The 26436-nt window shown below is 65.0% G+C and carries 22 protein-coding genes and 1 pseudogene; 3 read left to right on the top strand and 20 right to left on the bottom strand.

All coding sequences use genetic code 11. From position 1 onward, the window contains the following. Positions 1–446 precede the first annotated feature (446 nt). Positions 447–902 (top strand): annotated as a pseudogene (locus NP552_RS07060) (REP-associated tyrosine transposase). A gap of 66 nt (positions 903–968) precedes the next feature. Here the strand turns inward: NP552_RS07060 and NP552_RS07055 are convergent. From NP552_RS07055 to NP552_RS06990, 14 genes are all read right to left on the bottom strand, one after another. Continuing rightward, positions 969–4016, bottom strand: coding sequence for an efflux RND transporter permease subunit (locus tag NP552_RS07055; RefSeq protein WP_043861588.1), 3048 nt, complete (start codon positions 4014–4016; stop codon positions 969–971). Then, positions 4013–5080: an efflux RND transporter periplasmic adaptor subunit gene (locus tag NP552_RS07050; RefSeq protein WP_043861587.1), complete on the bottom strand. Its 1068-nt coding sequence runs from the start codon at positions 5078–5080 to the stop codon at positions 4013–4015. The genes NP552_RS07055 and NP552_RS07050 overlap by 4 nt, the downstream gene beginning before the upstream one ends. Continuing rightward, positions 5077–6165, bottom strand: coding sequence for an efflux RND transporter periplasmic adaptor subunit (locus NP552_RS07045; RefSeq protein WP_043861586.1), 1089 nt, complete (start codon positions 6163–6165; stop codon positions 5077–5079). Before NP552_RS07045 ends, NP552_RS07050 begins: the two co-directional genes overlap by 4 nt. Positions 6166–6520: 355 nt before the next feature. After that, the gene (locus NP552_RS07040) at positions 6521–7399 is read right to left on the bottom strand and encodes a transporter substrate-binding domain-containing protein (RefSeq protein ID WP_054915897.1); all 879 of its coding nucleotides are present in this window, start codon (positions 7397–7399) and stop codon (positions 6521–6523) included. Next, the gene (locus NP552_RS07035; protein ID WP_274096593.1) at positions 7396–8169 is read right to left on the bottom strand and encodes an amino acid ABC transporter ATP-binding protein; all 774 of its coding nucleotides are present in this window, start codon (positions 8167–8169) and stop codon (positions 7396–7398) included. The genes NP552_RS07040 and NP552_RS07035 overlap by 4 nt, the downstream gene beginning before the upstream one ends. Then, a complete protein-coding gene (locus NP552_RS07030; protein ID WP_043859912.1) occupies positions 8166–8825 on the bottom strand; it encodes an amino acid ABC transporter permease in 660 nt (219 codons plus the stop codon). Before NP552_RS07030 ends, NP552_RS07035 begins: the two co-directional genes overlap by 4 nt. Then, positions 8806–9471: an amino acid ABC transporter permease gene (locus tag NP552_RS07025; RefSeq protein WP_043859911.1), complete on the bottom strand. Its 666-nt coding sequence runs from the start codon at positions 9469–9471 to the stop codon at positions 8806–8808. Before NP552_RS07025 ends, NP552_RS07030 begins: the two co-directional genes overlap by 20 nt. A gap of 450 nt (positions 9472–9921) precedes the next feature. After that, positions 9922–10707, bottom strand: coding sequence for a MetQ/NlpA family ABC transporter substrate-binding protein (locus NP552_RS07020; protein WP_043859910.1), 786 nt, complete (start codon positions 10705–10707; stop codon positions 9922–9924). Between the two features lie 162 nt (positions 10708–10869). Next, complete coding sequence (locus NP552_RS07015; protein ID WP_058541698.1) at positions 10870–11814, bottom strand: sigma 54-interacting transcriptional regulator; 945 nt, start codon at positions 11812–11814, stop codon at positions 10870–10872. Positions 11815–11880: 66 nt separating this feature from the next. Beyond that, the gene (locus NP552_RS07010) at positions 11881–12462 is read right to left on the bottom strand and encodes an alpha/beta hydrolase (RefSeq protein ID WP_043859907.1); all 582 of its coding nucleotides are present in this window, start codon (positions 12460–12462) and stop codon (positions 11881–11883) included. Positions 12463–12688: 226 nt separating this feature from the next. Continuing rightward, entirely contained in the window at positions 12689–13090 is a 402-nt protein-coding gene (locus NP552_RS07005; RefSeq protein WP_043859906.1) for an ExbD/TolR family protein, read from the bottom strand. Position 13091: 1 nt separating this feature from the next. After that, on the bottom strand, positions 13092–13814 hold the full coding sequence (locus NP552_RS07000; RefSeq protein WP_043859905.1) for a MotA/TolQ/ExbB proton channel family protein: 723 nt from the start codon (positions 13812–13814) through the stop codon (positions 13092–13094). A gap of 29 nt (positions 13815–13843) precedes the next feature. After that, positions 13844–14641, bottom strand: coding sequence for an energy transducer TonB (locus tag NP552_RS06995; protein ID WP_274096592.1), 798 nt, complete (start codon positions 14639–14641; stop codon positions 13844–13846). A 252-nt stretch (positions 14642–14893) separates the two neighbouring features. Next, positions 14894–17233 carry a TonB-dependent receptor gene (locus tag NP552_RS06990; RefSeq protein WP_274096591.1) on the bottom strand — a complete coding sequence of 780 codons (2340 nt, stop codon included), beginning with the start codon at positions 17231–17233 and terminating at the stop codon, positions 14894–14896. Positions 17234–17377: 144 nt separating this feature from the next. Between NP552_RS06990 and NP552_RS06985 the strand changes: the two genes are divergently transcribed. Both NP552_RS06985 and NP552_RS06980 read left to right on the top strand, forming a co-directional pair. After that, on the top strand, positions 17378–18322 hold the full coding sequence (locus tag NP552_RS06985; RefSeq protein WP_088514085.1) for a LysR family transcriptional regulator: 945 nt from the start codon (positions 17378–17380) through the stop codon (positions 18320–18322). 100 nt (positions 18323–18422) lie between these two features. After that, the gene (locus NP552_RS06980) at positions 18423–20021 is read left to right on the top strand and encodes an alkaline phosphatase family protein (protein ID WP_043859901.1); all 1599 of its coding nucleotides are present in this window, start codon (positions 18423–18425) and stop codon (positions 20019–20021) included. Positions 20022–20140: 119 nt separating this feature from the next. Here the strand turns inward: NP552_RS06980 and NP552_RS06975 are convergent, their stop codons facing one another. The 6 genes from NP552_RS06975 to dibA all read right to left on the bottom strand — a co-directional run bounded on the left by NP552_RS06975 (position 20141) and on the right by dibA (position 26295). Further along, a complete protein-coding gene (locus NP552_RS06975) occupies positions 20141–21130 on the bottom strand; it encodes a sulfate/molybdate ABC transporter ATP-binding protein (protein WP_054915893.1) in 990 nt (329 codons plus the stop codon). A gap of 3 nt (positions 21131–21133) precedes the next feature. After that, the gene (cysW, locus tag NP552_RS06970) at positions 21134–22006 is read right to left on the bottom strand and encodes a sulfate ABC transporter permease subunit CysW (protein ID WP_043859899.1); all 873 of its coding nucleotides are present in this window, start codon (positions 22004–22006) and stop codon (positions 21134–21136) included. A 14-nt stretch (positions 22007–22020) separates the two neighbouring features. Continuing rightward, positions 22021–22839 (bottom strand): sulfate ABC transporter permease subunit CysT, encoded by an 819-nt coding sequence (gene cysT / locus NP552_RS06965; protein ID WP_043859898.1) that lies wholly within the window; start codon positions 22837–22839, stop codon positions 22021–22023. 87 nt (positions 22840–22926) lie between these two features. Then, complete coding sequence (locus NP552_RS06960) at positions 22927–23934, bottom strand: sulfate ABC transporter substrate-binding protein (protein ID WP_043861301.1); 1008 nt, start codon at positions 23932–23934, stop codon at positions 22927–22929. A 46-nt stretch (positions 23935–23980) separates the two neighbouring features. Next, on the bottom strand, positions 23981–24163 hold the full coding sequence (oscA, locus tag NP552_RS06955) for a sulfur starvation response protein OscA (RefSeq protein ID WP_007941032.1): 183 nt from the start codon (positions 24161–24163) through the stop codon (positions 23981–23983). 236 nt (positions 24164–24399) lie between these two features. After that, a complete protein-coding gene (gene dibA, locus NP552_RS06950) occupies positions 24400–26295 on the bottom strand; it encodes a phosphodiesterase DibA (protein ID WP_043861302.1) in 1896 nt (631 codons plus the stop codon). Positions 26296–26436 lie beyond the last annotated feature (141 nt).

The following is a 26436-nucleotide window of genomic DNA, read 5'->3' as shown; positions in this document are numbered from 1 at the left end:
CTGTAGGAGCCGGCCTTGCCGGCGAAGAGGCCAGGCCGAACACATCAATAACCAACTACCTACACCTTCGACAGCTGCCCGCACAGCCAGGATGAAACGGCCAGGCGTTGAGCAGCGTCGGCTGCTTCGCCGGCAACGCCGGCTCCTACAGACGACGCCCTACCCGTAGGAGCCGGCCTTGCCGGCGAAGAGGCCAGCCAGAACACATCAATAGCCAACTACTCTGCACCTTCGATAACTGCCCACACAGCCAGGATGAAACGGCCAGGCGTTGAGCAGCGTCGACTGCTTCGCCGGCAACGCCGGCTCCTACAGACGACGCCCTACCTGTAGGAGCCGGCCTTGCCGGCGAAGAGGCCAGGCCGAACACATTAAGAACCAAAGCCATACGTCTCACCAACAACGCCACAGCTACCTTGAAATCTCTACCTTTCAAGGAAACTGACATGGATCGTTCAAACGCTCACCTCCTGCGGCGCGGCCGGTTCTCCGAACCCGGCAGGCTGTACCTGCTCACCAGTGTGGTCGAGAACCGGCACCCGGTTTTCAGCGACTTCCAAATCGCCCGCCTGATGGTCGAGCAACTGCAGTACGCCCAGCACCAGCGCCTGGCCAAGTCACTGGCCTGGGTGCTAATGCCAGATCACCTGCATTGGCTGATCGAACTGCAACACGGCACTTTGGCGTCGCTGATGCGCAGGATCAAATCCCGCAGTACCTGCCTGGTGAACAAGACATTCCATCGAAAAGGTCGTCTTTGGCAACACGGCTTTCACGATCGCGCGCTGCGCAAGGATGAGGATGTCTAGGCAGTGGCACGTTACATCGTGGCCAATCCTCTACGGGCCGGGCTCGTGCAAAACATCGGGGACTATCCGCACTGGGATGCCATCTGGCTTTGAACCGTGCAACGGCTTTCGCCGGCAAGGCCGGCTCCTACAGGGGCAGGCCGGCCAGCGAACGGGCCATCACTCGCGCTGCGGCTCCTTGATCTTGTACCAGGCCACATACAGCGCCGGCAAAAACAGCAAGGTCAGCAACGTGGCGACAATGATGCCGCCAATCATCGCGTAGGCCATCGGCCCCCAGAACACTTCCCGCGCAATCGGAATCATGCCCAGGCTCGCCGCCGCCGCCGTCAGCAGAATCGGCCGGCGACGATGGTCCGTGGCCTCCACCACCGCATCCCACGGCGCATACCCATCGGCCTCGTACGCATCGATCTGCGTCACCAGGATCACCGAGTTGCGGATGATGATCCCCGCCAGCGCCAGAATGCCCAGTATCGCCACGAACCCCATCGGCGTACCCGTGGGGATCAGCGCCAGCACCACGCCAATCAACCCCAGCGGCGCCACGCTCGCCACCAGGAACAGCTTCTGCACACTGTGCAGCTGAATCATCAGGAACGTCGCCATCAGAAACAGCATCAACGGCACCACCTTGGCAATCGGCCCCTGGGCCTTGCCGCTCTCCTCCACCGTGCCCCCCGTCGCCACCTGATAACCGGCCGGCAACTTACGCGCAAACTCGTCGATCTGCGGCTTGAGCTGCGCCACCAGGTCAGTCGGCTGGATCTCGTCACGCACCGCCGCCTTGACCGTGATGGTCGGCTTGCGGTCACGCCGCCACACCAGCGGCTGCTCCAGCTCGTAACGCACCGTGGCAAACGCCAACAAAGGAATCGAGGTGCCGCTGGGCGTGACGATCTGCAGGTTCTGCAGGGTCTGCGGCGAGTCACGCTCGCTGTCCACCGCGCGCCCGATCACGTCGATCAGGTAGATGTCATCGTTCACCTGGGTCACCGGCGAGCCGCTGACGATGCCGTTCATCAGGTTGGCCACGTCCTCGGACGACAGCCCAAGCTGGCGCGCCTTGTCCTGGGCAATGTCGATGCGCAGCACCTTGCCCGGCTCGTTCCAGTCGTAAATGATCTCGCCCACATGGGAGTTGCCATCGAGCAGCGCCGCCAGTTCGATCGCATGCTTGCGCACCTGGTCGATGTCCTTGCCGCTGACCCGGTACTGGATCGGCCGCCCCACCGGCGGGCCCATCTCCAGCGACTGCACGTAGCTGCCGATGCCGACGAAGTCCTTGCGCAGGCGCTCCTTCAGGCGCGCCGTGAGCGCCTCGCGCGACTCCAGGCCCTTGCTCACGATCACCAGCTGGGCGTAGTACGGGTTCTCCAGCTGCTGGTCCAGCGGCAGGTAGAAACGGATCGCGCCCTGACCGATGTAGGTACTCCAGCGCACGATGTCCGGGTCGTCCTTGAGGGTCGCCTCCAGCTTGTCCACCGCCTTGCGCGTCTCGTCGATGGAGGCGTTCTGCGGCAGGTTGAGGTCCACCAGGATCTCCGGGCGGTCCGAGGACGGGAAGAACTGGTTCTGCACGAAGCGCATGCTGAACACCGCCAGGGCGAACAGCACCACGGTGCCGATGATGGTGATCCAGCGGTGGCGCATGCACCACAGCAGGCCATGGTTGAAACCGCGACCGATACGCCCGGGCTCGGCGTCGTGGGCCTTGACCTTGGCGCTGAGCAGGTGCACCCCCAGCACCGGCGCGAACAGCACCGCCACCACCCACGACACCAGCAGCGCCACGGCGATCACCGCAAACAGGGTGAAGGTGTACTCGCCCGCAGAGCTGGCGTTCAGGCCGATGGGCACGAAACCCGCCACCGTCACCAGGGTGCCGGTGAGCATCGGGAAGGCGGTGGAGGTGTAGGCGAACGTGGCCGCCTGCTCCTTGCTCTCGCCCTTCTCCAGCCGCGTGACCATCACCTCCACGGTGATCATCGCATCATCCACCAGCAGGCCCAGCGCGATGATCAGCGCGCCGAGGGAGATCCGCTGCATGGTAATGCCGCTGTACTCCATGAACACGAACACCATGGCCAGCACCAGCGGGATCGAGCAGGCCACCACCAGCCCGGCACGCACCCCGAGGCTGATGAAACTGACCACCAGCACGATCACCACCGCCTCGAACAGCGCACTGGTAAAGCCGCCCACGGCCTCCTCGACCACCACCGCCTGGTCCGACACGGTGTGCACGCCCACGCCCACCGGCAGGTCGGCGGTGGCGGCCTCCATGCGCTCGTGCAGCTGCTTGCCGAAGGCCTGGATGTTGCCGCCCTTCTTCATGCCGATGGCCAGGCCGATGGCAGGCTTGCCGTCGTAGCGGAACATCGGCGTGGGCGGGTCGGCGTAGCCGCGGCTGATCTCGGCAATATCGGCCAGGCGATAGAAGCGGTCGTCCAGGCGCAGGTTGACCTGCTCCAGGTCTTTCTCCGAGGCGAACTGGCCAGTGGTGCGCACCGAGATGCGCTCGGGGCCGGCCTCCATCACCCCGGCCGGGGTCACCGCGTTCTGCGCCTGCAACGCCTGCACCACCTGGCGCTGGTCGATGCCCAGGGCCGCCAGCTTGCGGGTGGAGAAGTTCAGGTACAGCACCTCGTCCTGCTGGCCGATCATCTCGACCTTGCCCAGCCCCGGCACCTCGCGGATTTCTGCACGTACCTGCTCGACGTAATCGCGCAGCTGGCGCATCGAGATGCCATCGGCGGTGAACGCATATACCGAGCCGAACACATCGCCGAACTCGTCGTTGAAGCCGGGGCCCTGGATGCCCTGGGGGAACTCGCCGCGGATGTCCTGGATCTTCTTGCGCACCTGGTACCAGATCTGCGGGATGTCGCCAGCCTTGGTGGTATCGAGCAGGTTGACGAACACCGTCGACTCGCCGGGCCGGGTGTAGCTTTTCACGTAGTCGAGCGAGTCCAGTTCCTCGAGTTTCTTCTCGATGCGGTCGGTGACCTGCAGCAGGGTCTCGTCCTGGGTGGCGCCGGGCCAGCGGGTCTGGATGACCATGGTCTTGATGGTGAACGAGGGGTCCTCCTCACGGCCCAGGTTGAAATAGGAAAACACCCCCATCAGCAACGCGACGAACATCAGGTACCAGACAAAGGATTGGTGCTTGAGTGCCCATTCCGACAGGTTGAAGCTTCCTTTCATCGCGGGCCTTCCTCATCGATTTTTACCTTCTGGCCAGGCTTGAGGCTGTTGACCCCCGCCGTGACCACACGCTCGCCCGGCTGCAGGCCGGCACTGAGCACCACGCTGTTGTCCAGCCGCTCGCTGACCTTCACGTCACGCAATGAAACCGTATGCTGCTGCGGGTCGACGACCCATACCCGGGTGTGCCCGTCGACCTCCTGCAGGGCGCTCAACGGCAGCTCGCTGCGCGGTTGGATCGCCGAGCTCAGGGTGACGCTGATGGCCGTGCCCAGGCGAAAGGCCTCGGGGGTGTCGGCCAGGGTCAGGCGCGCGCGCCGGGTACGCGTGGCCGCGTCGGCCTGGGGCTCGATCTCGCGCAGCACGGCACTGGTGTTCACACTGGGGTCGAGCTGCGCGGCCACCAGGAACTTCACCTCGCCCGACAGTTCGTCGGCCAGGCCTGCGGGCAGGTCGATCACCGCCTCCTTGACGTCCGGGCGCGCCAGCGTGACCACGCCCTGGCCGGCGGTGACCACCTGCCCGGCCTCGGCCTGCCAGGCAGTGACCACGGCGGGGTGGTCGGCCTGCAAGGTGCTGTAGCCGAGCTGGTCGCGGGCCTGGTTGACCGCCGCCTTGGCCTGTTCGAGCGAGGCGCCGGTAGTCTTCAGGTCGGTCTGGGCGATGTCCAGCTGGGCCTGGGCCCCCACGCCCCGGTCGAACAGCTGCTGCTGACGACGGGCGTTGGCCTGGGCGTTGATCCACTGCGCCTGCACCTTGGCCAGGTCGCCTTCGGCGGCACGCAACTGGTTCTGCTGGTCAGTGGGGTCGAGGGTGGCCAGGGTGTCGCCGGCCTTCACCGTGGCGCCCACATCCACCCAGCGCCGGGCGATGCGCCCGCCCACGCGAAAGCCCAGGGTGCTTTCGTAGCGCGCCTGGATGGAGCCGGCAAAGCGCCCCAGGCGCGCCTGGTCCTGCGCCTGCACCACCTGGGACAGCACCGGGCGCACCGGCTCGGGCGGCGGCTCGTCATCGGCGCAGGCAGCCAGCAACACACAAGCGAACATCAGCCACAGGGTTCTCATTGCGTCACCCCGATATCGGCTGGGTCTGCCACTTCCACCTGCATGTCTGGGTGCAGCAGCTGCCCACCCGCAATCACCACGGTTTCGCCGCCCTTGAGGCCGTCGCCCACCACCACCTTGCCGGTGAGGTAGCGCAGCACCTTGACCTTGCGCAGGTTGACCTTGTTGTCCTGGCCCACCAGCCACACCGCCGGGTCATGCACATCCTTGGTCAGCGCCGACCACGGCAGCTCGATGCTCGGGGTGCCCTCGGCCCTGGCGGTGGCACTCACCACCGAGCCCAGCTGCATGGCTGGCGGCACCTCGCTCAGGCCCACCTTGACCTGCACCGTGCCGCTTTGCGCCGAGACCGTCGGGGTGATTTCACGCACGTGCCCCTTGGCTTGCACCTTGGGGTCGTCGAGCAGGCTGACGATGATCGCCTGCTGGGTGGGTGGCGCCATCAGCAGCGATTCGTAGACGTTGAACACCGCGTCGCGCTCGCCGTCGCGGGCCAGGGTGAAGATCGGCACGGTGGCCTGCACCACCTGCCCCACCTCGGCCTGGCGCGCGGTGATCACCCCGGGCGCCTCGGCGATCAGCGCGGTGTAGCTCAGTTGTTCGCGGGCGTTGGCCAGTTGCGCCTGGGCGGCCTTGAGCGCGCTCTGGCTGCTGCGCAGGGCGGCCTGGGCCGCGTCGTATTCGCTCTGGCTGGTGTAGCCCTTGGGCAGCAGCTTCTGCTGGCGCACGAAGGCGGCGGAAGTCTGGGTCACGCGAGCCTGTTCGGCGAAGACCTCGGCCTTGGCCGAGTCGACATTGGTTTGCAGGTCCTTGGGGTCCAGGCGCGCCAGCACCTGATTGGCGCTGACGTGATCGCCCACGTCGACGTTGCGCTCGATGATCTTGCCGCCCACGCGAAACGACAGGTCGGCCTGCACCCGTGCCTGAACATCGCCGGTGAGGGTCACGGAGGCTGCAAAGTCGCCGGCCTTGACCTGTTGCACCGCCACCCTGGGCAGGTCGGGTGCGGCGGCTTTCTTCTCGCCGCAGCCAAGCAGCAGCGCAAGCCCCAGGCAGACGATCAGGTTGGGTGGCGACACCGTCATGCGGGCTCCTTGCGTGGGTTCTGGGCAGTTGCTAGATGCGACTGTTAGCGTAGATCAGGGTTCCGCGTGCCGCTTGTCCTGGGGGCAATTGAGCACAGCGGCGACGTTGCGAGGGGTGGATGCTGTCGCCTGCATCGCGTTTGATCGCGGCGCTGGAGCAGGATGTGCAGAGCAACTGCATCGTGCTGGAGAAGGCGTTGGGGCAGACGCGGGGGGGGGGGGCAAGGGCGGTGGCCGGAGAGAAGGCAGGGCCGCGGGGCGGCCCGTCGCGGGTCAAGCCCGCTCCCACACAGACAGCGACGGTCCTTGTGGGAGCGGGCTTGACCCGCGATAAGAGCGACGCGGTGTCAGGGCCTCAGCCCTGCCATTTGCCGCCCTCGACGATCACGCTCTCCGGCTTGGTGTCGTCGCTAAGCTCCTTGCGCACGTACTGGTCATACAGCTTGAGCAGGTACTTCTGCTCGCCCAGACGCGCCAGCTCGCTGTTGACCCAGTCACGCAGCTCGATGTTGCCCTTCTTCACCGCCGGCGCAATCGGCGCTTCCTCGCCCAGCTTCTCGTCCAGCACGCGGTAGCCCGGGTTCTGCTTGGACCAGCTGAACAGGATCAGGTTGTCCTGCGCATACGCATCGCCACGGCCATTGGCCAACGCCTGCAACGACTCGGAGTTCTTCTCGAACTTGAGCAGTTTCCAGTCCGGGTGGTTCTTGGTCAGCCAGATGTCCGCCGTGGTGCCGGTGGTGACGATGGTGGTCTTGGCCGCCAGGTCGTCGAGCTTCTTCACCTCGCTGCCCTCGGGCACCAGCGCCTGTACCGCCACGCGCAGGTTGGGGTTGGTGAACTCCACCGCTTCCTTGCGCTCCGGGGTCACGGTCATGTTGGCCAGAATCAGGTCGACCTTGTCGCTCTGCAGGAAGGGAATGCGGCTGGCCGGCTCCACGGCCACGAACTCGACCTTGTTCTCGTCGCCCAGCAGCGACTTGGCCAGCTCGCGACCGATGTCGGTGTCAAAACCCACATAGCGCCCGCTTTCATCCACATAGCCGAATGGCGGCTTGTCGGTGAACACGCCGACGATCAGTTTGTCGCGGGCCTTGATGGTTTCCAGGTAGCTGGTGGCCGGCGCTGCGGCATTGGCGGCAGGCTTGCTCGGCGCTTCGGATTTGTTGCAACCGGCCAGTACGGCCAGGGTGAACAGCGACAGCAGCAGTTTTGAAGCGTGGGCAGTCTTCATGACAGTTCCTTGTGTGGTGTCTTGGGCAGGCTTTCGACAAAGGAGAATTTCTCCAGGAACTGCTGCGCGCGTGCGGTCTGCGGGTTCGTAAAGAAGCTCTCGGGGGGGCTCTGTTCAAGGATCCTGCCGGCCTCCATGAACACGATGCGGTCGGCCACCGCGCGAGCGAAGGCCATTTCATGGGTCACGATCAACAGGGTCATGCCGTCGCGGGCCAGGCCCTGGATCACCTGCAGCACTTCCTTGACCATCTCCGGGTCGAGGGCGGCGGTCACCTCGTCGAACAGCATCACCTGCGGGTTCATGCACAGCGAACGCACAATGGCGATACGCTGCTGCTGGCCACCGGAAAGCTGGCGCGGATAGGCGTCGCGCTTGTCCAGCAGGCCCACCCGCGCCAGCAGTGCTTCGGCCTGGGCCTGGGCCTCGAGGCGTTCGCGCTTCTGCACCTTGAGCGGCCCGAGCAGCAGGTTTTCCATCACGCTCATGTGGCCGAACAGGTGGTAGCTCTGGAATACCATGCCCACCTGCTGGCGCACCTGGCGCCAGTCGGTGGCCTTGCTCAGCAACTCTTTACCGGCCAGTGTCAGGCTGCCGCCGTGGGCCACTTCCAGGCCATTGAGGCAGCGCAGCAGGGTGCTCTTGCCGCAGCCGCTGGGGCCCAGGATCACCACCACTTCGCCGCTGCGCACCTGCAGGTCGATGCCCTTGAGCACATGGTGCTCACCGAAGAACTTGTTGAAACCCTTGAACTCGATCAATGCGCTCATGCGTGTGTCCAGCGCCGCTCCAGCGCCCGCGAGGCGGCCGACAGCGGGTAGCAGATGAAAAAGAAGAACAGGAACAGCGCGCCGTAGATCAGCACCGACTCATAGGTGCGCTCGATGATCTGCTGGCCCACCTTGATCACGTCCACCACGCCGATCAGCACTGCCAGCGAACTGGTCTTGATGATGCGCGTGTAGATGTTGATGGTCGGCGGGGTCATGCGCTTGAGTGCCTGGGGCAGCAGCACGTAGCCATACAGCTGCCAGCCATCCAGGCCGATCGACAGCCCCGCCTCGCGTTGCCCGCGCGGCAGCGAATGCAGTGCACCGCGCACCACCTCGCCCACCTCGCTGGCACCCCACAGCGACAGCACCAGCACCGCGCACCAGAAGCTGGGAATGCTCACGGCAAAGAAGATCGGCAGGCCGAAGAACAGCAGGTACAGCCACACCAGTACCGGTATCGCCCGAAACAGCTCCAGGTACACCCGCAGCACCAGGTTCACGCTGCGCTTGCCGAGGGTGGCGAGCACGCCGTAGAGCACCCCGCCCAGGGTGCTGAAGGCGATGCCCAGGGCCGAGATCGACAGGGTTTGCGCGGCGCCCTGGGCCAGTTGCGGCAGCGACACCAGCAGCAGTTCAAGACCCGAACTGGCCATGTTGCAACCTCCTTTCCAGGCGGCTCAGCAGCAGCGACAACGGCAAGAACAGCAGCACGCAGATCAGCGTCAGCACCGCGAGCATTTCGTAGGTCTTGTAGTAAAGGGCGATGTAGCTCTTGGTGGTGTAGAGAATCTCGGGCACCGCCACCGCCGACACCACGGTGGTTTCCTTGAGCAGGAAGATGAAGTTGGCGAACAGCGCCGGCAGGCTGAGGATGCCGGCCTGGGGCAGGATCACGTGGCGCAGCAGCTGGCCTTCGGACAACCCGATGGAGCGCCCGGACTCCAGCTGTGCGGCGGGCACCGCCTCGACACCGGCGCGCAGCACCTCGGTCAGGTAGGCCCCGCCGAGAAACGTCATGGTGATGATCGCGGCGGCGAAGCCGGAAATCTTCAGGCCCAGGCTGGGCAGCGCGAAGTACACGAAAAACAGCTGGATCAGCAGCGGCGTGTTGCGTGCCAGCTCCACGTACAGGCCCACGGCACGCTGCAGGTAGGGCGTGCGGTAGACCAGGATCGCGGTGTTGATCACGGCCACCACCAGCGAGGTGGCGATGGCGATCAGGCCGACCTGCAGGGTGACCCCGACGGCCTTGAGAAACGCGGGCAATGTGCTGAGGATGAATGCGACGTCGAAGCTCATCGGCGTGGCCTCGGCGTCCGAAACAGGGTGCGCTGCATGGGGGTGGTCTCGAACCGGCCCGAGGGTAGACGGGCGGTGGCGGCTAGGGTTGGGCGTGCCGGTAAGCACTTTGGTAATACTCTAAAGCTATAAAAATATTTATTTAAATATCTTTATTGCATATTGATATCACGCAAAAAACTAACCGCAAATTTCCTCGTGGCAGGCGGGATCTTTCCCGCGCGCGCGCCATCAAACAGCTGTCGTGCGCGGCCCCGTGGGCCGTTCAACCCACAAGGAAAACAACACCATGAACAGCGACCAGCCGACCCTCGACCCCAGCGAACTGATCAAATGGCTGACGGCCCTGCGCCGCGCGGTCAACACACCACGCTGAAACCCCATTCAAAAAAAACGCCGACCCGGTAACCGGAGTCGGCGTTTTGCATCGTGCGGTCTACAGCGGGCGAATCAGAACGCCGGCAGTACCGCGCCTTTGTATTTCTGCTCGATGAAGGCTTTCACTTCAGGGCTGGTCAGGGCCTTGGCCAGCTTCTGGATGGCGTCGCTGTCCTTGTTGTCGGGGCGCGCCACCAGGAAGTTCACGTAAGGCGAGTCGGAACCCTCGATCACCAGGGCATCCTTGGCCGGGTTCAGGCCGGCTTCCAGCGCATAGTTGGTGTTGATCATGTCCAGGTCAACCTGGTCCAGCACGCGTGGCAGCAGGGCCGACTCAAGCTCCTTGAACTTGAAGTTGTGCGGGTTCTTGGCGATGTCCTTGGGCGTGGCCAGGGCGTTTTTCGGATCTTTGAGTTCGATCAGCCCGGCCTTCTGCAGCAGGATCAGCGCACGGCCACTGTTGGAGCCTTCGTTGGGGATGGCGATGGTGGCGCCGTCCTTGAGCTCGGCCAGGCTCTTGACCTTCTTCGAGTAGCCACCGAACGGTTCGACGTGTACGCCGATCACGGTTTCCAGGTGGGTGCCTTTACCTTCGTTGAAGCTCTTGAGGTAGGGCAGGGTCTGGAAGTAGTTGGCGTCCAGACGCTTCTGATCGACCTGCACGTTGGGCTGCACGTAGTCGGTGAACACCTTGATTTCCAGGTCCACGCCTTCCTTGGCCAGGGTTGGCTTGATCAGCTCGAGGATCTCGGCGTGGGGCACCGGGGTGGCGGCAACCACCAGCTTCTGTCCGGCGTGGGCGAAGCCTGCAACCGACAGAGCGGCTGCCAATGCAGTCAACAACAAAGCCTTTTTCATGCGCAGTCCTTATTCGAATCACAGCCATCGTCGACGGCGAAAGAGAGGGTGCCAGTATTGTGCTAGCTGGCGTGGAGGCGACAATACCGAGATTTTTTATTCCTTAACAATATCTTTTGCTTAGCTGCTTATTCCATTTTTTGTTGCGCGCCCCGCATGACCTCAGGCGGCCGATTGCGCCAGACGCAACGACACCTGCTGCAGCAAGGCCTGCAACGCACTGCGCTCACCCGGCTGGCCCAGGCGGCAGAGCTGGTCGAGCTGCGTGGCCAGCGCCTGCAGCGGAGTGGGCAGGTTCAGATGCTCGGGCAGTATTTCCTCCCCGCTGCTGACCAGCAGGGCGAAGTGAATGACGTTTTCCAGTTCGCGGGTGTTGCCCGGCCAGCTGTGCAGTTCCAGCACCCGCTGCGCGGCCTCGCTGAGCAGCGGCGGCACGGCCAGGTTCAGGCGCGGGCTGTAGATGCCCACGAAGTACTCGGCCAGCGGCAGGATATCGCCCACCCGCTCGCGCAACGCGGGCAGCTCGAGGCGGCCTTCGTGCAGGTAGTGGTAGAGACGGTCGTGGAACTTGCCGGCGGCCACAGCCTGGGCCAGGTCGATGCTGGAGGCGGCCACCAGGCGCACGTCCACCGGGTTGGGTTGCTGGGCGCCAACGCGGGTGACTTCGCGGTTTTCCAGGGCGGCCAGCAGCTTGACCTGGATCGGCAGCGGCAGGTCGGCGATTTCATCCAGGTACAGCGTGCCGCCGTTGGCCGAGCCGAACCAGCCGGCGCGGCTGCTGGCGGTACCACTGTGGGCGCCGGCGCTGTAGCCGAACAGTTCGGCGTCGGCGTAGGTGGGGCTGATGGCGCCGCAGTTGACCGAGACGAACAGCCCGCCGCGGTCGCTGGCGCGGTGGATCTGCCGGGCCAGCAGCTCCTTGCCGGTGCCGCTTTCGCCGCGGATCAGCACGGGCAAGGCCAGCGGCGCCAGCAGCTCCAGCTCTTCGCGCAGCTGGCGCGAGCGCGGGTCGACGAACACCAGCGCCTTGGCGCGGATGCTCAACGGGCTCTTGTCGCTCTCGGGGAAGGTCAGCAGTGGCTGGCCGTAGGTGTCGTGAAGGCTCATGGCAAACTCCCGCCCGAGCGACTCACGGCGCGGACGTCTTGATGAAAAAGAGGGTAGCGCCCGGGGTCAGGCGCGACGCAGTGCGTGCTGTTCCAGGCGGCTCTGCAGGCGATAGAGGTAGGCAAAGCCCTGCTCCCAGCGCCGGTGTCCAGACTTGACGTTGATATGCCCGGCGCCGCCGAGCACACCGGCTTCTGCGCCCCAGGCGCGGGCCAGTTGCATCGCCCGTGGCGCACTGACCGCCGGATCGTTGTCGGAGGTGACCACCTGGCTGGGAAACGGCAGCAGGTTCTGCGGAATCGGCGCGAAGTTGCGCAGGGCCGGTGCACAGGCCGGGCGTTCGACGTCGGCCGGGGCCACCAGCAGTGCGCCACGTACCTGCTGCAGCAGGGTTTCGCTGGCGTGGGCGGCCCAATGCGCGACGGTGATGCAGCCCAGGCTGTGGGCGATCAGGATCACCGGCGAGGTGTCGGCGGCGATGGCATGTTCGAGCGCGGCAACCCAGTCTTCACGACGCGGGGTGATCCAGTCGGCCTGTTCGACGCGGGCACTGTTGGGCAGGCTGTTCTGCCAGTGGGTTTGCCAGTGATCGTCTGGCGATCCTTGCCAGCCCGGCACAATCAGGTAACGAATCGACTCATTGCGCATGAGATGCCTCCTGCTGGGTTTGCATTGCATGAGGGCAAGTATAGGGCGGGGGTTATATTCGTAAAGGAATAAGAAGCTATTTATTAATAACCAAAACTGCTTTCCGAATACTGTGTGCAACCCTGTGGGCGCTGGTATCGGCGCCTTCGGAACGGGCATAAAAAAAGGGGCCGTCCCCTGCCAGGATACGGCCCCCGAATGCGTTGCCCTTACCGTTGCATCGTGTTCAACGCGCGGTGATCACCGAAAGCTTGGTGATACCCGCCCGCTCGATCGAGGCCATGGCGCGCGCCACTTCCCCATAATTCACACCGTCGTCCGCCTGCAGTTGCACGCGTACCTCCGGGTCCTTGGCCTTGGCCGCCTGCAAGCTGGTCTCCAGCAAGTCCGGCTGGATCTCGTCCTTGTTGATGAACAACTTGCCGCCCCCATCGATGCTCACCACCAGCGGGTCCTTCTGCTCCACCGGGGCCACGGCCTCGGTCTTGGGCAGGCTGATCGGGATCGCGTTGGTCAACAACGGCGCGGTCACGATGAACACCACCAGCAGCACCAGCATCACGTCCACCAGCGGCGTCACGTTGATCTCGCTGAGTACCTCGTCACTGTCCTGGGTAGAAAAGGCCATGTCAGGACGCCTCTTTCACAGGTTGGCCGCTCACTGTTGCAGCTTTGTGAAGCGCAGGGTGCACCAGCACGCGGAAGGCACTCTTCTGCGCCAGGCTGTAGAAGTCGTGGGCAAAGTCGTCGAGGTCGGCCGCCGTGAGTTTCAGGCGACGCAGGAAGTAGTTGTAAACCAGCACCGCCGGCACCGCGACCGCGATCCCCACACCCGTGGCCACCAGCGCCGCACCAATCGGCCCGGCCACGGTTTCCAGGCTCGCCGAGCCCGCCGCACTGATGCCCTTGAGCGCTTCCATGATGCCCCACACGGTACCGAACAGGCCGATGAACGGCGACGTGCTGCCGATACTGGCCACCACCGCCAGGCCGGTTTCCAGCGAGCGGCGCTCACGCACGATCTGCTGGCGCAGGGCGCGTTCGAGGCGGTCCTGGTGGTTGATCGCCTGGCTCAGGTCATTGGCCTGGCCGGGCTCGCCCACCGCGATGGCGGCGTAGCCGGCCTGGGCCACGCGGGCGGCAGCGCCGGGCTGTGTCTGGGTGAGTTCGGCGGCCGAATCAAGGCTTGAGGCCGCCCAGAACTGCTTGTGGAAGCGCTTGTCCTGGTTCTTAAGACGGGCGAACTGCAAGCCCTTGACCAGGGCCAGGCCCCAGGTCGCGACGGAAAACACCACCAGCAGCCAGATCACCGCGCTTTCGATGGATTCAAGGGGGGATGCCAATACACTCATGATGGTTTCTCTCTGTTAGCGCGAAATTTTTAGCGAATCTTGAAATCGATCGGTACGCTGACCCAGCCCGCCTGGGCCACGTCGCCCTGCTTGGCCGGCACGAAGCTCCAGCGCTTTACCGCCGCCAGCGCGGCGTCGTCGAGCTGCTGGCGACCACTGCTCTTCTGCAACTGGATCTCGCCAGGCTTGCCGCTGGGCAACACATGCACCCGCAGCAGCACGGTGCCTTCCCAGCCGCGACGCTGGGCCAGCGACGGGTATTCCGGCGCCGGGTTCTTCAGGTACGCCGCGCTGGCCGAAGCCGGGGTCACCGGCGCCGGGGCAGGTGGCGCAGGCGGGGCGGCAGGTTGTGGCGGTGCCGGCGGCGGCTCGACCGGTTTGGGCGCAGGCTTGGGCACGGGCTTGGGCACCGGCTTTGGCTTGGGCTTGGGTACCGGCTTGGGCGGTGGCGGCTTGACGGCCAACTCGTCGACCACCGGCGGTGGCGGCTCCACCACAGGCTCGGCCGGCGCCGGGGGCGGCGGCTCGACAACCGGTGGCGCCGGCTGGGAAAACTCGATGGTCATCGGCGGGATTTCCGGTGGAACCACCGGCAACACCGGGGCCGGTGCCTGGCTGACCCAGTAGGCCACGGCACCATGCAGCACCAGCGCGAAAACCCCGAGCAGCACCTTCTCGCGGCCCTTCAAGGCACTACGCGGGGTGCGCTGCAAGCGCTGTTGCGCCAGCGGCAACCGGTGCGGCCGACCGAGGTCGACCAGCTCGCCGCCCGGCGCCTGGCGCCAAAGCACATCGAGAGCACTGGCGGCGGTCTGGACATTACCCATTGATCAACTCCTGGGAGGTTCGGTGCATGTGCATCGGAGGCCGCCCGGTCTGGCCGGCCTTCGCTGAGGTGGATGATCGACGCGTGCTGCTTATCTCTTAAAGTAATCTTTGAAGTTATGGATAGAACCTGATCGCATATACAAAACCGCTGAACCGCTCTAGCCCGCGCCAATCAAGGGCTGGAGGGCATTGCTGATCTGGCAATGCCTTTGCGGCATCGAAAATATTCGCCAAAGGCATCGAAAAACCCCTCAGAAATCATAGCGACCGGTCACGCCCAGGGTCCGCGGGGTGCCGAGCAGCCCTTCGTAGCCGCCGTTGGCGGCGCTCCACAGGGTGGTGTAGTAGGTCTTGTCGAAGGCGTTCTTCAGCCATAGCGACACGTCCCACTGCCCGCCCCCGGCATCGCCGCGCAGGCCGGTACTGAGGTTGACCACGGCGTAGCTGGGGATCTGCGCGAAGTCCGAGTCCTCGACCGTGCCCACCGCCCTGGAGCGGAACGCATAGCTGGCGGTGACATAGGGCTGCAGGCCGTTGTCCAGGTCCCACTGGTACTGGCCGTTGGCGTTGGCGATCCATTTGGAGGCGCCGACCACCTGATGCCCGCTGAGGTCGCAGGCGGCCGGGGCACCCGGTTGCAGAGCCACCTCCGGCGCGCACGGGGCGTCCTTGTAGGCGAGGTAGCGCACGTCGTTGAACGAGCCGTTGAGGTTCAGCGTAAGGCCGCGCAGCGGCACCAGGGTGCTGTCGAACTCGACCCCGCGTGAGCGCACCGAGCCTGCGTTGGTCAGGTACTGCACGCGGTTGGCGTCGTCGTAGGCGTTGGTCTGGTAGCCGTCGACCTGGGTCCAGAACAGGTTGGCGTTCAGTTGCAGGCGGCGGTCCCACAGGGTGCTCTTGAAGCCCAGTTCGGCGTTGTTGGCGCGCTCGGTGCCGATCAGCAACGAGTCGGCGCCAGCCACCGGTGCGGTGCCCACCGCCAGGTTGACCCCGCCGGACTTCTCGCCGTGGGACAGCGTGGCGTAGCCCAGCAGGTCGTCGGTGAAGCGGTAACTGAGGTTGAGCAGGCCCGAGGGGCTGGTGCTGTACTGGTTGAGGTCGCCCGAGTCATACGCACCGGCCCGTCCCTGGCGTACCGCTGCCGCCGCCCCGCTGACCGCAGCGCCGCCCACCGGGGCGCTGCGGTTGACCCAGGCGCTTTTCTCTTCGTAGGTGCCGCGTATCCCGGCGGTGAAGTCCAGGCGCGGGGTGAGGTGCCAGGTGCCCTGACCGAACAGGGCGAAGCTGTCGGTCTTGATGTGCCCCTTGCCCACAGAGCTGACGTTGGCCAGCGCACCGGTCGGCGTGCCGTTCCACACGTCGGCCTGGGGGCCGTAGAAGGCGAAGGACTTGTTGTCCAGGTTGGAGCCGAAGTAGTACGCGCCCAGTACGTAGTCGAAGAAGCCGCCCGTGGTCGAGGCCAGGCGAAATTCCTGGGAGTACTGCTTGTCTTGCACCGACACCCCGGCGTTGTAGGTCGCCGGCACATCCAGGCCGTCGTCGTTGCGCGGGGTGAAGTCCCACCAGCGGTAGCTGCTGATGGAGGTCAGGGTGAAGTCGTTGTCCAGGGTCCAGTTGGCCTCCAGCGAGGTGCCGCCCTGGAACACCGTGACCTTCTGGTCGTCGTCCAGGTTGACCTTGCGGTGGCGGCCGTCGACCAGCGTGGCGCCGGCCGCCGCCGCACGGCTTTCATAGCGGTTGACGCCGTTGATGGTCGGCCCGGTGCTGTACAGCACGCGGGTGCCGGCGCTGGAGTCTTCCTCGTTGTAGTCGCCGATCCAGCGCAGGTTGAACTGCTCGCTGGGCTTGTACAGCAGTTGCCCGCGAAAGCCCTGGCGCGCGCCGCCGTTGAGGGTGTGGCCGTCGTGCTCGTTGCTGATGTCGCCGTCGCTGCGCGTGCGGTAGGCCGAGAAGCGACCGGCCAGGGTCTCGGTGAGCGGGCCGGAAAGCGTGCCCTTGGTCTGGAAGTAGCCGTCCTCGCCCACCGAGGCCTCGATGCTGCGCTCGGGGGTGAAGCTGGGCGCACGGGTGCTGATGTTGATGACCCCCGCAGTGGTGTTCTTGCCGAACAGGGTGCCCTGGGGGCCGCGCAGCACTTCGAGCTGCTCGATGTCCATGAGGTCGAACACCGCCATGCCGGGGCGGCCGAGGTAGACGTTGTCCAGGTACAGCCCCACGCTGCCTTCCAGGCCGTCGCTGGCCGGGTTGTTGCCCAGGCCGCGGATCGACACGCTGGACTGGCGCGCATGCATGTAGGCCACGTTGACGCTGGGCACCAACTGCTGAAGGTCCTGGATGCGGTACACGCGCTGGCTTTCCAGGGCCTGGCCGTCGAGCACGCTCATCGGCGTGGGCACGTCCTGGGCGCTCTCTTCACGTCGGCGCGCAGTCACGGTGACGGCCTTGAGCTGGCTGTCGGGCCTGACCTCGGGCGTCGCCTCGGTGGCCGCCTGGGCCGGCAGCCAATGCGCGCTGCCGGCCAGCAGCAAGGCCAGCGGCAGGCGCTTGAGCCGTCGGGAAGACAAGGGTGCGGCGGGGGAAGACGGGCGCATGGGCGGCTCCTGGGCAAGGAATTGATATTCCTTAAAGTTATTTATTTATGATTTCACATATGTTTACTGCATAAGAGATTGCCTTTATAAGGAGTGCAGCCGAGGCAGAGCAAATGCATTTGCCCGATACTTTTCATGTGAAAAATGCATATCGACCTACGCCAGCTTCGCCACCTGATCGCGCTTGCCGAGCACCGCAGCTTCGTGGCGGCGGCGAACGCGGTGAGCCTTTCGCAATCGGCCTTCAGCCGCAGCATCCAGGCCCTGGAACACAGCGCCGGGTGCCTGCTGGTGGACCGGTCGAGCAAGGAGCTGGCGCCGACCAAGCAGGGCCTGGTGGTGCTCGAACATGCACGCCGGCTGGTCAGCGGCGCGCATCAGTTGAGCAACGAGATCAGCCAGTTCAACGGCCTGGAGGCCGGCGAGCTGCGCTTTGGCTGCGGCCCGGCGCCGGCCGCCGGGCTGGTGCCGCGTGCCATCGGCACGTTCATCGGGCGCTACCCCAGGGCACGGGTGCGCTTTCAGGTGGATGACTGGCAGAACCTGGACAAGCGCCTGCTGGCCGAGGAGTTCGAGTTCTTCGTGGCCGACACCCGCCGCTTCGAGGCCGACCCGGCCTACCACACCGTGCGCCTGCGCCCGCGCCGCTGGCACTTCTGCTGCCGCGCCGCGCACCCGCTGGCGCAACTGCCGAACGTCAGCGCCGAGCAACTGCTGGCCTACCCCCTGGCGGTGACCCTGCGCCCGCCCAACCTGCGCAAGGTGATCAGCGACCTGAGCGGGCGCCCGGACTTCACCGCCAGCGTCGAGTGCGAGAACGGCTACAGCCTGCTGGGGGTGGTGCTGAACTCCGACGCGATCGGCATCTGCAGCGCCAACAGCGATGCGCTGCACAGCGCCGCCCAGCAACTGGTGCGCCTGAACATCGACGGTCTGCACGACGACTGCGAGGAGCTGTACACCCGCTACGGCATCGTCAGCCGTGCGCGCCAGCGCCTGTCGCCGCTGGCCGAGGCAATGATCGCGCAGATCGTCGCCACCGATCAGGCCGACCAGGACCTGTGCAACCTGGAGCGCCTGGCCATCTGAGGTGTTGCGCCGGGCGCATCGAAGGTATTCGGCAAATGCGCTTGTGGTCGCGTGGCGTGCAGGGCGAAATCACCCACCAGACTTTCAACCGGTGAGCGCCATGACCCAACCTGCCCCCGTGCGCAACGTGCTGTACATCATGTGCGACCAGCTGCGTCGCGATTATCTGTCGTGCTACGGCCACCCGCACCTGCACACGCCCAACATCGACCGCCTGGCCGCTGCCGGGGTGCGCTTCAGCCGCGCCTACACCCAAGGCACCATCTGCGGGCCGTCGCGCATGTCGGCATACACCGGGCGCTATGTGAGCAGCCACCAGGTGGCCTGGAACAGCGTGCCGCTGCCGCTGGAGGAGCTGACCCTGGGCGACTACCTGCGCCCGGCCGGCATCCGCACCGCGCTGGTGGGCAAGACCCACGCCACGCCGAACCTTCAGGCGCAGCAGCAGCTGGGCATCGACGCCGACATGGCCAGGCAGCTCGATGAAGTGGGTTTCGAAGCCTATGTGCGCCATGACGGTATCTACCCCGACGACCCGCAGTTCGCCGACAAGCGCGAGAGCGCCCCATACACCCGTTACCTGCGCGAACACGGCTATGGCGGCGACAACCCCTGGCACGACTGGGCCAATGCAGCGCAGGGCGAAGATGGCGAGGTGCTCAGCGGCTGGCACATGCGCCACGCCGACCGCCCCACGCGCCTGCCCGAGCAGCATTCGGAGACGGTGTACACCACCGACCGCGCCATCGACTTCATCACCGAACAGGGCGAGCAGCCGTGGTGCCTGCACCTGTCGTACATCAAGCCGCACTGGCCGTACATCGCACCGGCGCCGTACCACGCGCTGTATGGCGCGGCGCAGGTGCTGCCAGCGGTGCCGGGCGGGCGCAGCGATCACCCGGTGTATGGCGCGTTCCGCCAGCATCAGGAGAGCGTGAACTTCTCCCGCGAGGAGGTGCGCCTGAAGGTGATCCCCACCTACATGGGGCTTATCAGGCAGGTGGACGACCAGCTCGGACGGCTGTTCGAAGTGCTTCGACGCACCGGGCGCTGGGACGACACGCTGATCGTGTTCACCAGCGACCACGGTGATTTTCTGGGCGACCACGGGCTGGGGGAGAAGGAGTTTCTGCTGGAGCAGGCGGTGGGAGTGCCGTTGATCGTGCGTGACCCGCGTGGGGCGGCAGATGCCACCCGCGGCACGGTGGATGCGCGGCTGGTGGAGACCATCGATGCGCTGCCGACGTTTCTGGACGCACTGGGATTGCCGGGGGCCGAGCATCGGCTGGAGGGGCGGTCACTGGTACCGTTGCTGCACGGTACGGCGCAGGGATGGCGCGAATACGCGATTGCCGAGTACGACTATGCGTTCCAGACCCCGGCGCGGGAGCGGCTGGGGCAGCCGATCGACCGTTGCCGCATGACCATGGTGCGCAGCGAGCGCTTCAAGTACATCGCGTATGACGGCTTCAGGGCGCAGCTGTTCGACCTGCAGGAAGACCCGCAGGAGCGGCACGACCTGGGCGATGATCCGGCGCATGCCGGCGTGCGCGAGGTGCATCAGGGGTACCTGTTGCAGTGGCTGCGCGGGCTCAAGCGCCGCACCACGATCAGCCATGCGGAGATCGAGCGGCGGGGGGAGCGGTTCCGCTACGGGGAGCCGCAGGCGGACAGCGTGGTGAAGATCGGGGTGTGGTGAGGCGGGCCGCTTCGCGGCCCGTCGCGGGTCAAGCCCGCTCCCACAGGTACTCCACTGCCCCTTGGATCAGTGGTATCCCTGTGGGAGCGGGCTTGACCCGCGATGAGGCCCGTAAGGCCTCAGATATTGCCGACCTTCTGCCACACCTTCGGCTTGAAGAACAACGTCTCGCCACGGGCCAACCCGGTCAGGCTGTCGTGGTCCTTGACCACCTCGGCCTCGATCAGCTCGCTCTGCCCTTCCACCTTCAGCGTCACCCGCGTGGTCGCGCCCAACGGGCGGATGTCACGCACTTCAGCTGCGTGGTGGCCTTCCACCTCCTGCCGCGACAGCGACACTTCGTGCGGACGGAACAGCACGTGCTGGTCCTCGCTCAGGTGCAGGCGGTTGGAGTCGCCCAGAAAGTGGTAGACGAAGTCGCTGGCCGGGTTCTCGTATACCTCGCCCGGCGAGCCGATCTGCTCGATCACGCCCTTGTTCATCACCACGATACGGTCGGCCACTTCCATGGCTTCTTCCTGGTCGTGGGTCACGAACACCGAGGTCAGGTTGATGTCTTCGTGCAACCGCGCCAGCCAGCGACGCAGCTCCTTGCGCACCTTGGCGTCCAGCGCACCGAACGGCTCGTCCAGCAGCAGCACCTTGGGCTCTACCGCCAGCGCCCGCGCCAGGGCGATACGCTGGCGCTGGCCACCGGACAGTTGCTCGGGGTAGCGGTCGCTGAGCCAGTCCAACTGCACCATGTTCAGCAGCTCGTGGACCTTCTCGGCAATGCGCGTCTCGTTCGGGCGCTCGCCCTTGGGCTTCATGCGCAGGCCGAAGGCGACGTTGTCGAACACGCTCATGTGGCGAAACAGCGCGTAGTGCTGGAACACGAAGCCGACGTTGCGATCACGCACGTCGTGCCCCGACACGTCCTCGCCATGAAACACGATGCTGCCCTGGTCCGGCGTCTCGAGACCGGCGATGATGCGCAGCAGGGTGGTCTTGCCGCAGCCGGACGGGCCCAGCAGGGCCACCAGCTCGCCGCTGTGGATATCCAGGTTGATGCTGTCCAGGGCCTGGAAAGCGTTGAAGCGCTTGCTGACGTTACGAACTTCGATCGACATGAATTATTCCTCCGCGGCGCTGTGGCGCAGGCGGTTAATGCGGGACTCGCTCCACTGCTTGAGCAGCAGGATGAAGAGCGCCAGGATCAGCAGCAGGCTGGCCACGCTGAAGGCCGCGACATGGTTGTATTCGTTGTAGAGGATCTCGACATGCAGCGGCAAGGTGTTGGTCACCCCGCGAATATGCCCGGACACCACCGACACCGCACCGAACTCGCCCATCGCGCGCGCCGTGCACAGCACCACGCCATAGATCAGGCCCCATTTGATGTTGGGTACGGTGACATGCCAGAACATCTGCCAGCCGTTGGCCCCGAGCAGGCGTGCAGCCTCCTCTTCCTGGGTGCCCTGCTCCTGCATCAGCGGGATCAGCTCGCGCGCCACGAACGGCACGGTGACGAAGATGGTCGCCAGCACGATGCCGGGCAGGGCGAACACGATCTGGATGTCATGGTCCTGCAGCCACGGGCCGAAGAAGCCCTGGGCACCGAACATCAGCACGTAGACAAGACCGGCGATCACCGGCGACACCGAGAACGGCAGGTCGATCAGGGTCACCAGGATGCTCTTGCCGGGGAAGCTGTACTTGCTCACGCACCACGCCGCGCTGACCCCGAACACCAGGTTCAGCGGCACCGAGATGGCCACCGCGATCAGGGTGAGCTTGAGCGCCGACAGCGCGTCGGGCTCGAAGATCGCCTCGAAGAAGGTGCCCAGGCCCATCTTCAGGCCCTGGGACACCACGATGAACAGCGGCAGCAGCAGAAACAGCGCGAAGATCAGCCAGCCGAGGCCGATCAGCACGCGCCGTGAAATCGCGCTGCCACGGCGGGCAGCGTTGGCCGAAGCGGCCACACCAACAGATGATGCAGACATGGGTCAGGCCTCCTTCACGGGGTTTCGATGCGCCGCTGCAACAGGTTGATCAGCAGCAGCAGGATGAAGGAAACCACCAGCATCATCACGCCGATGGCGGTGGCGCCGGTGTAGTCGTACTGGTCGAGCTTGACCATGATCAACAACGGCAGGATCTCGGTCTTCATCGGCATGTTGCCGGCGATGAAGATCACCGAACCGTACTCGCCCACACCCCGTGCGAAGGCCAGCGCGAAGCCGGTCAGCCAGGCCGGCAGCAGCGCCGGCGCCAGCACGTAGCGGAACACCTGCAGCGGCTTGGCCCCCAGGCACGCGGCGGCCTCTTCGACCTCGCGCGGGATGTCGGCCAGCACCGGCTGCACCGTGCGCACCACGAACGGCAGGGTCACGAAGGTCAGCGCCAGGGTGATGCCCAGCGGCGTGTAGGCGATCTTGAAGCCCAGGTCGGTGGCGAACTGGCCCACCAGACCGGACGGCGCATACAGCGCGGTCAGGGCGATGCCGGCCACGGCGGTGGGCAGGGCGAACGGCAGGTCGATCATCGCATCGATGACCTTGCGCCCTGGGAAGGTGTAGCGCACCAGCACCCAGGCCAGCAGCGTGCCGATCACGCCGTTGATCAGCGCCGCATAGAACGCGGTGCTGAAGCTGAGCTTGAGCGCGGCCAGCACCCGGGGTGCGGTGACGATGGTCCAGAACTGGTCCCAGGTGAGCTGGGCGGCATGGATGAACATGGCCGCCAGCGGTATGAGCACTATCAGGCTGAGGTACACCAAGGTGTAGCCCAGCGTCAGCCCGAAGCCGGGTATGACGGGGGAGATACGACGCGACATAGAAGTCCCTGGTTTAACGCACGAAGCCCGAGACGAATCCCGGGCCCATGCTGGCTACTGAATGGCGATTATCCTAACGGCCACGCATCACTGCGCCGTGTAGATCTGGTCGAACACACCACCATCGTTGAAGAACTTGGGCTGCGCAGTTTTCCAGCCACCGAAGTCTTTGTCGATAGTCACCAGTTCGAGTTTAGGGAACTGCTTGGCGTATTCGGCAGCGACCTTCTCGTCACGCGGGCGGTAGAAGTTCTCGGCGGCGATCTTCTGGCCGGCCGGGCTGTACAGGTACTTGAGGTATTCGGTGGCGATCGCGGTATTGCCCTTTTTCTCGGCGTTCTTGTCCACCACCGCCACCGGCGGCTCGGCCAGGATCGACAGCGACGGCACGACGATGTCGAACTTGTCGGCGCCACCGTCTTCCTTGAGGGCCAGGAAGGCTTCGTTTTCCCAGGCCAGCAGCACGTCGCCCTGACCATTGTTGACGAAGGTGATGGTCGAGCCGCGGGCGCCGGTGTCCAGTACCGGCACGTGCTTGAACAGCTCCTGCACGTATTCCTGGGCCTTGGCTTCGCTGCCGCCGGCCTTCAGGCCGTAGGCCCAGGCGGCGAGGAAGTTCCAGCGCGCGCCACCGGAAGTTTTCGGGTTGGGCGTGATCACCGACACGTCCTTCTTGATCAGGTCGCCCCAGTCCTTGATGCCCTTGGGGTTGCCCTTGCGCACCAGGAACACGATGGTCGAGGTGTACGGGGTGCTGGCGTCGGGCAGGCGGGTCTGCCAGTTCTCCGGCAGCGTCTTGCCGAGCTTGGCGATTTCGTCGATGTCGCCGGCCAGGGCCAGGGTCACCACGTCGGCGCGCAGGCCGTCGATCACCGCACGGCCCTGCTTGCCCGAGCCACCGTGGGACTGCTGGATCTTGACCTTGTCGTCCGGGTGCGCCTGCTGCCAGTGCTTGATGAATTCGGCGTTGTACTGCTGATACAGCTCGCGGGTGGGGTCATAGGACACGTTCAACAGCTCGTAGTCCTTGGCGATGGCGGAACCGGCAAACACGGCACTGGCCAGTGCGGCCAGGGCATAACGGCGGATGGACATGGTGAAGCTCCCGATTGGCGTATTTTTTTCTAATTAGAGGGCTGAATCAGCTGGGCTTGTTGCCTGGATTCTGCAGGCGGAATTTTTCCTTGCGTTCGATCTGCACGACCTGGGCGTTGTGCACGGTGATTTCCACCGCGCCGAAACGCAGGTCGCGCAATGCGCTCTGGATCTCGCGCAGAATGGTGGCTTCGTCCTGTCCGTCAACGCTACGCAGAGATGCGCTCATGCTCGTGCTCCTGGAAATAAGGGGTGCCGTGCAGCTGCATCTGAAGGGGACGACTGCGCCTGGCTTGAGGGCAATCTTAGAGAGGGTGGAATATTCTTAAAAATACTATTTAAGAATTTTTATATAACTAAAAAGTGCAGAGGCGGGCTGCTTTGCAGCCCATCGCGGGTCAAGCCCGCTCCCACACGGTTCTCCACCGGCCCCTGTGGGAGCGGGCTTGCCCCGCGAAAGGGCCCTCAGGACCAGCGCAGTTGCTGCGCAGGCACCGGTCGACCGTACCAGTAGCCCTGGCCCATGTCGCACTGCTGCTCCAGCAGGAAGCGCGCCTGCTCGGCCTCTTCGATGCCCTCGGCCTGGATCTGCATGCCCATGCTGCGCGCCAGGGCGATGATCACCCGCACGATGGCGACGTCATCATCGTCATGGGGCAGGCCCGCCACGAAGCCCTGGTCGATCTTGAGCTTCTGCACCGGCAGGCGCTTGAGCCGCAGCAGCGAGGAGTAACCGGTACCGAAATCGTCGATGGCCAGTTGCAGGCCCAGCTCGCGCAGGCGGTGCAACTGCTCCAGCGCCACCTCGGGGTCTTCCATCACCGCGCTTTCGGTCACCTCGACCTCCAGCCGCGCCGGGTCCAGCCCGGTGTCGTGCAGCACCTGGGCCACCAGTTGGTACAGGCTGCGCTTGCCGAACAGGCGGCTGGACACGTTGACCGCGACAAACCTCAGGGCCTTGCCCTCGGCCTGCCACTGCACCATCTGCTGGCAGGCCTGGCGCATCACCCAGGTGTCGATCTCGGCAATCAGCCCGGTGCGTTCGGCAATCGGGATGAACTCGCCCGGCGGCACCAGCCCGCGCTCGGGGTGCTGCCAGCGCACCAGTGCCTCGACGCCGATCATGGCACCGGTGAGCAGGTCGTGCACCGGCTGGTAGTACACCCGCAGCTCCTGCTGCTCCAGGGCACGGCGCAGCTCGCCGGCCGTCTCGACCCGCTGCTGGGCATGGGCGGTCAGCTCCTCGGTGTACAGGGCGTACCCCGAGCGGCCATTGCCCTTGGCCTTGAACAGTGCCGAGTCGGCGTTGCGCAGCAATTGCTCGGCGCTCAGCGCATCGCTGGGGAACAGGCTGATGCCGATGCTGACGCTGGTGAACAGGCGATGGTGGTCGAGCTCGAACGGCTCCTTGAGGCAATCGATGATGCCTTGCGCCAGGGCAGCGGCCTGGCCGACCTGGGCGCAGTTCTCGGATAGCACGGCAAACTCGTCGCCGCCCAGCCGCGCCAGGGTCATGCCGGTGCCCAGCTGGGCCAGCAGGCGTTCGCTCACGGCCTTGAGCAACTGGTCGCCGGTGTTGTGGCCGAGGCTGTCGTTGATGCTCTGGAAGTGGTCCAGGTCCAGCAGCAACAGGGCACAGCCGCGCTTGTTGGCCTGGGCCGCAGCCAGGGTCTGCTTGACCCGGTCGTTGAACAGCAGGCGGTTGGGCAGGTCGGTGAGCGGGTCGTGGTGCACCAGGTGCGCCAGCTCGCGCTCGGTGTGCTTGATCGCGCTGATGTCGCTGAACACCGCCACGTAGTGGGTCAGCTGGCCGCTGTCGTCGTGAATGGCGCAGATGGTCTGCCACTGCGGGTAGATCTCGCCGTTCTTGCGCCGGTTCCAGATTTCGCCGCTCCATTCGCCCTTCTCGGCCAGGGTGGCGAATATCTGCTGGTAGAACGCGGTGTCGTGGCGGCCCGACTTGAACTTGCTTGGGCGCTGGCCCAGCACCTCGTCCTTCTGGTAGCCGGTGATCTGCATGAACGCCCGGTTGACGTGCACGATCAGGCCGTCGCGGTCGCTCACCAGCACCCCTTCGAGGGTGCTGTCGAACACCGCTGCGGCCATGCGCAGGCGCTCGCGGTCCTCGCGGCGCAGGCGCGCGCCCACGCCGATGAAATTGAGCAGGCGCCAGCGCGACACGAAGATCAGCGCAGCGCTGCAGCCCATCCACGCGTAGGCGTTGATCAGTTCCCAGCGTGCCAGCTGGGCGGGATCATCGAAAAGATTGCTCAGTATTTGATCAGACAGCACCAACCACATGACCGACAGCACCAGATACAGCGCGGACATACGCAGGGCGTCTCGAACGGATACAGACATAGAGTCGCTGGAACCCAGGGCAAAATGATGGCCATTATAGGGGTAGAAATATCCCGTGACCTCCTATCTAAAACGCCGACTGGTTTTATTTAGTAGGGTAGGGATAATACTTTGCGCTGTTTCTTTCGCTTTACGAGGGCC

The sequence above is a fragment of the Pseudomonas sp. 8209 genome, from assembly GCF_028682105.1.
Taxonomy (GTDB): domain Bacteria; phylum Pseudomonadota; class Gammaproteobacteria; order Pseudomonadales; family Pseudomonadaceae; genus Aquipseudomonas; species Aquipseudomonas palmensis.
This window is presented reverse-complemented; position numbering and strand designations above follow the sequence as displayed.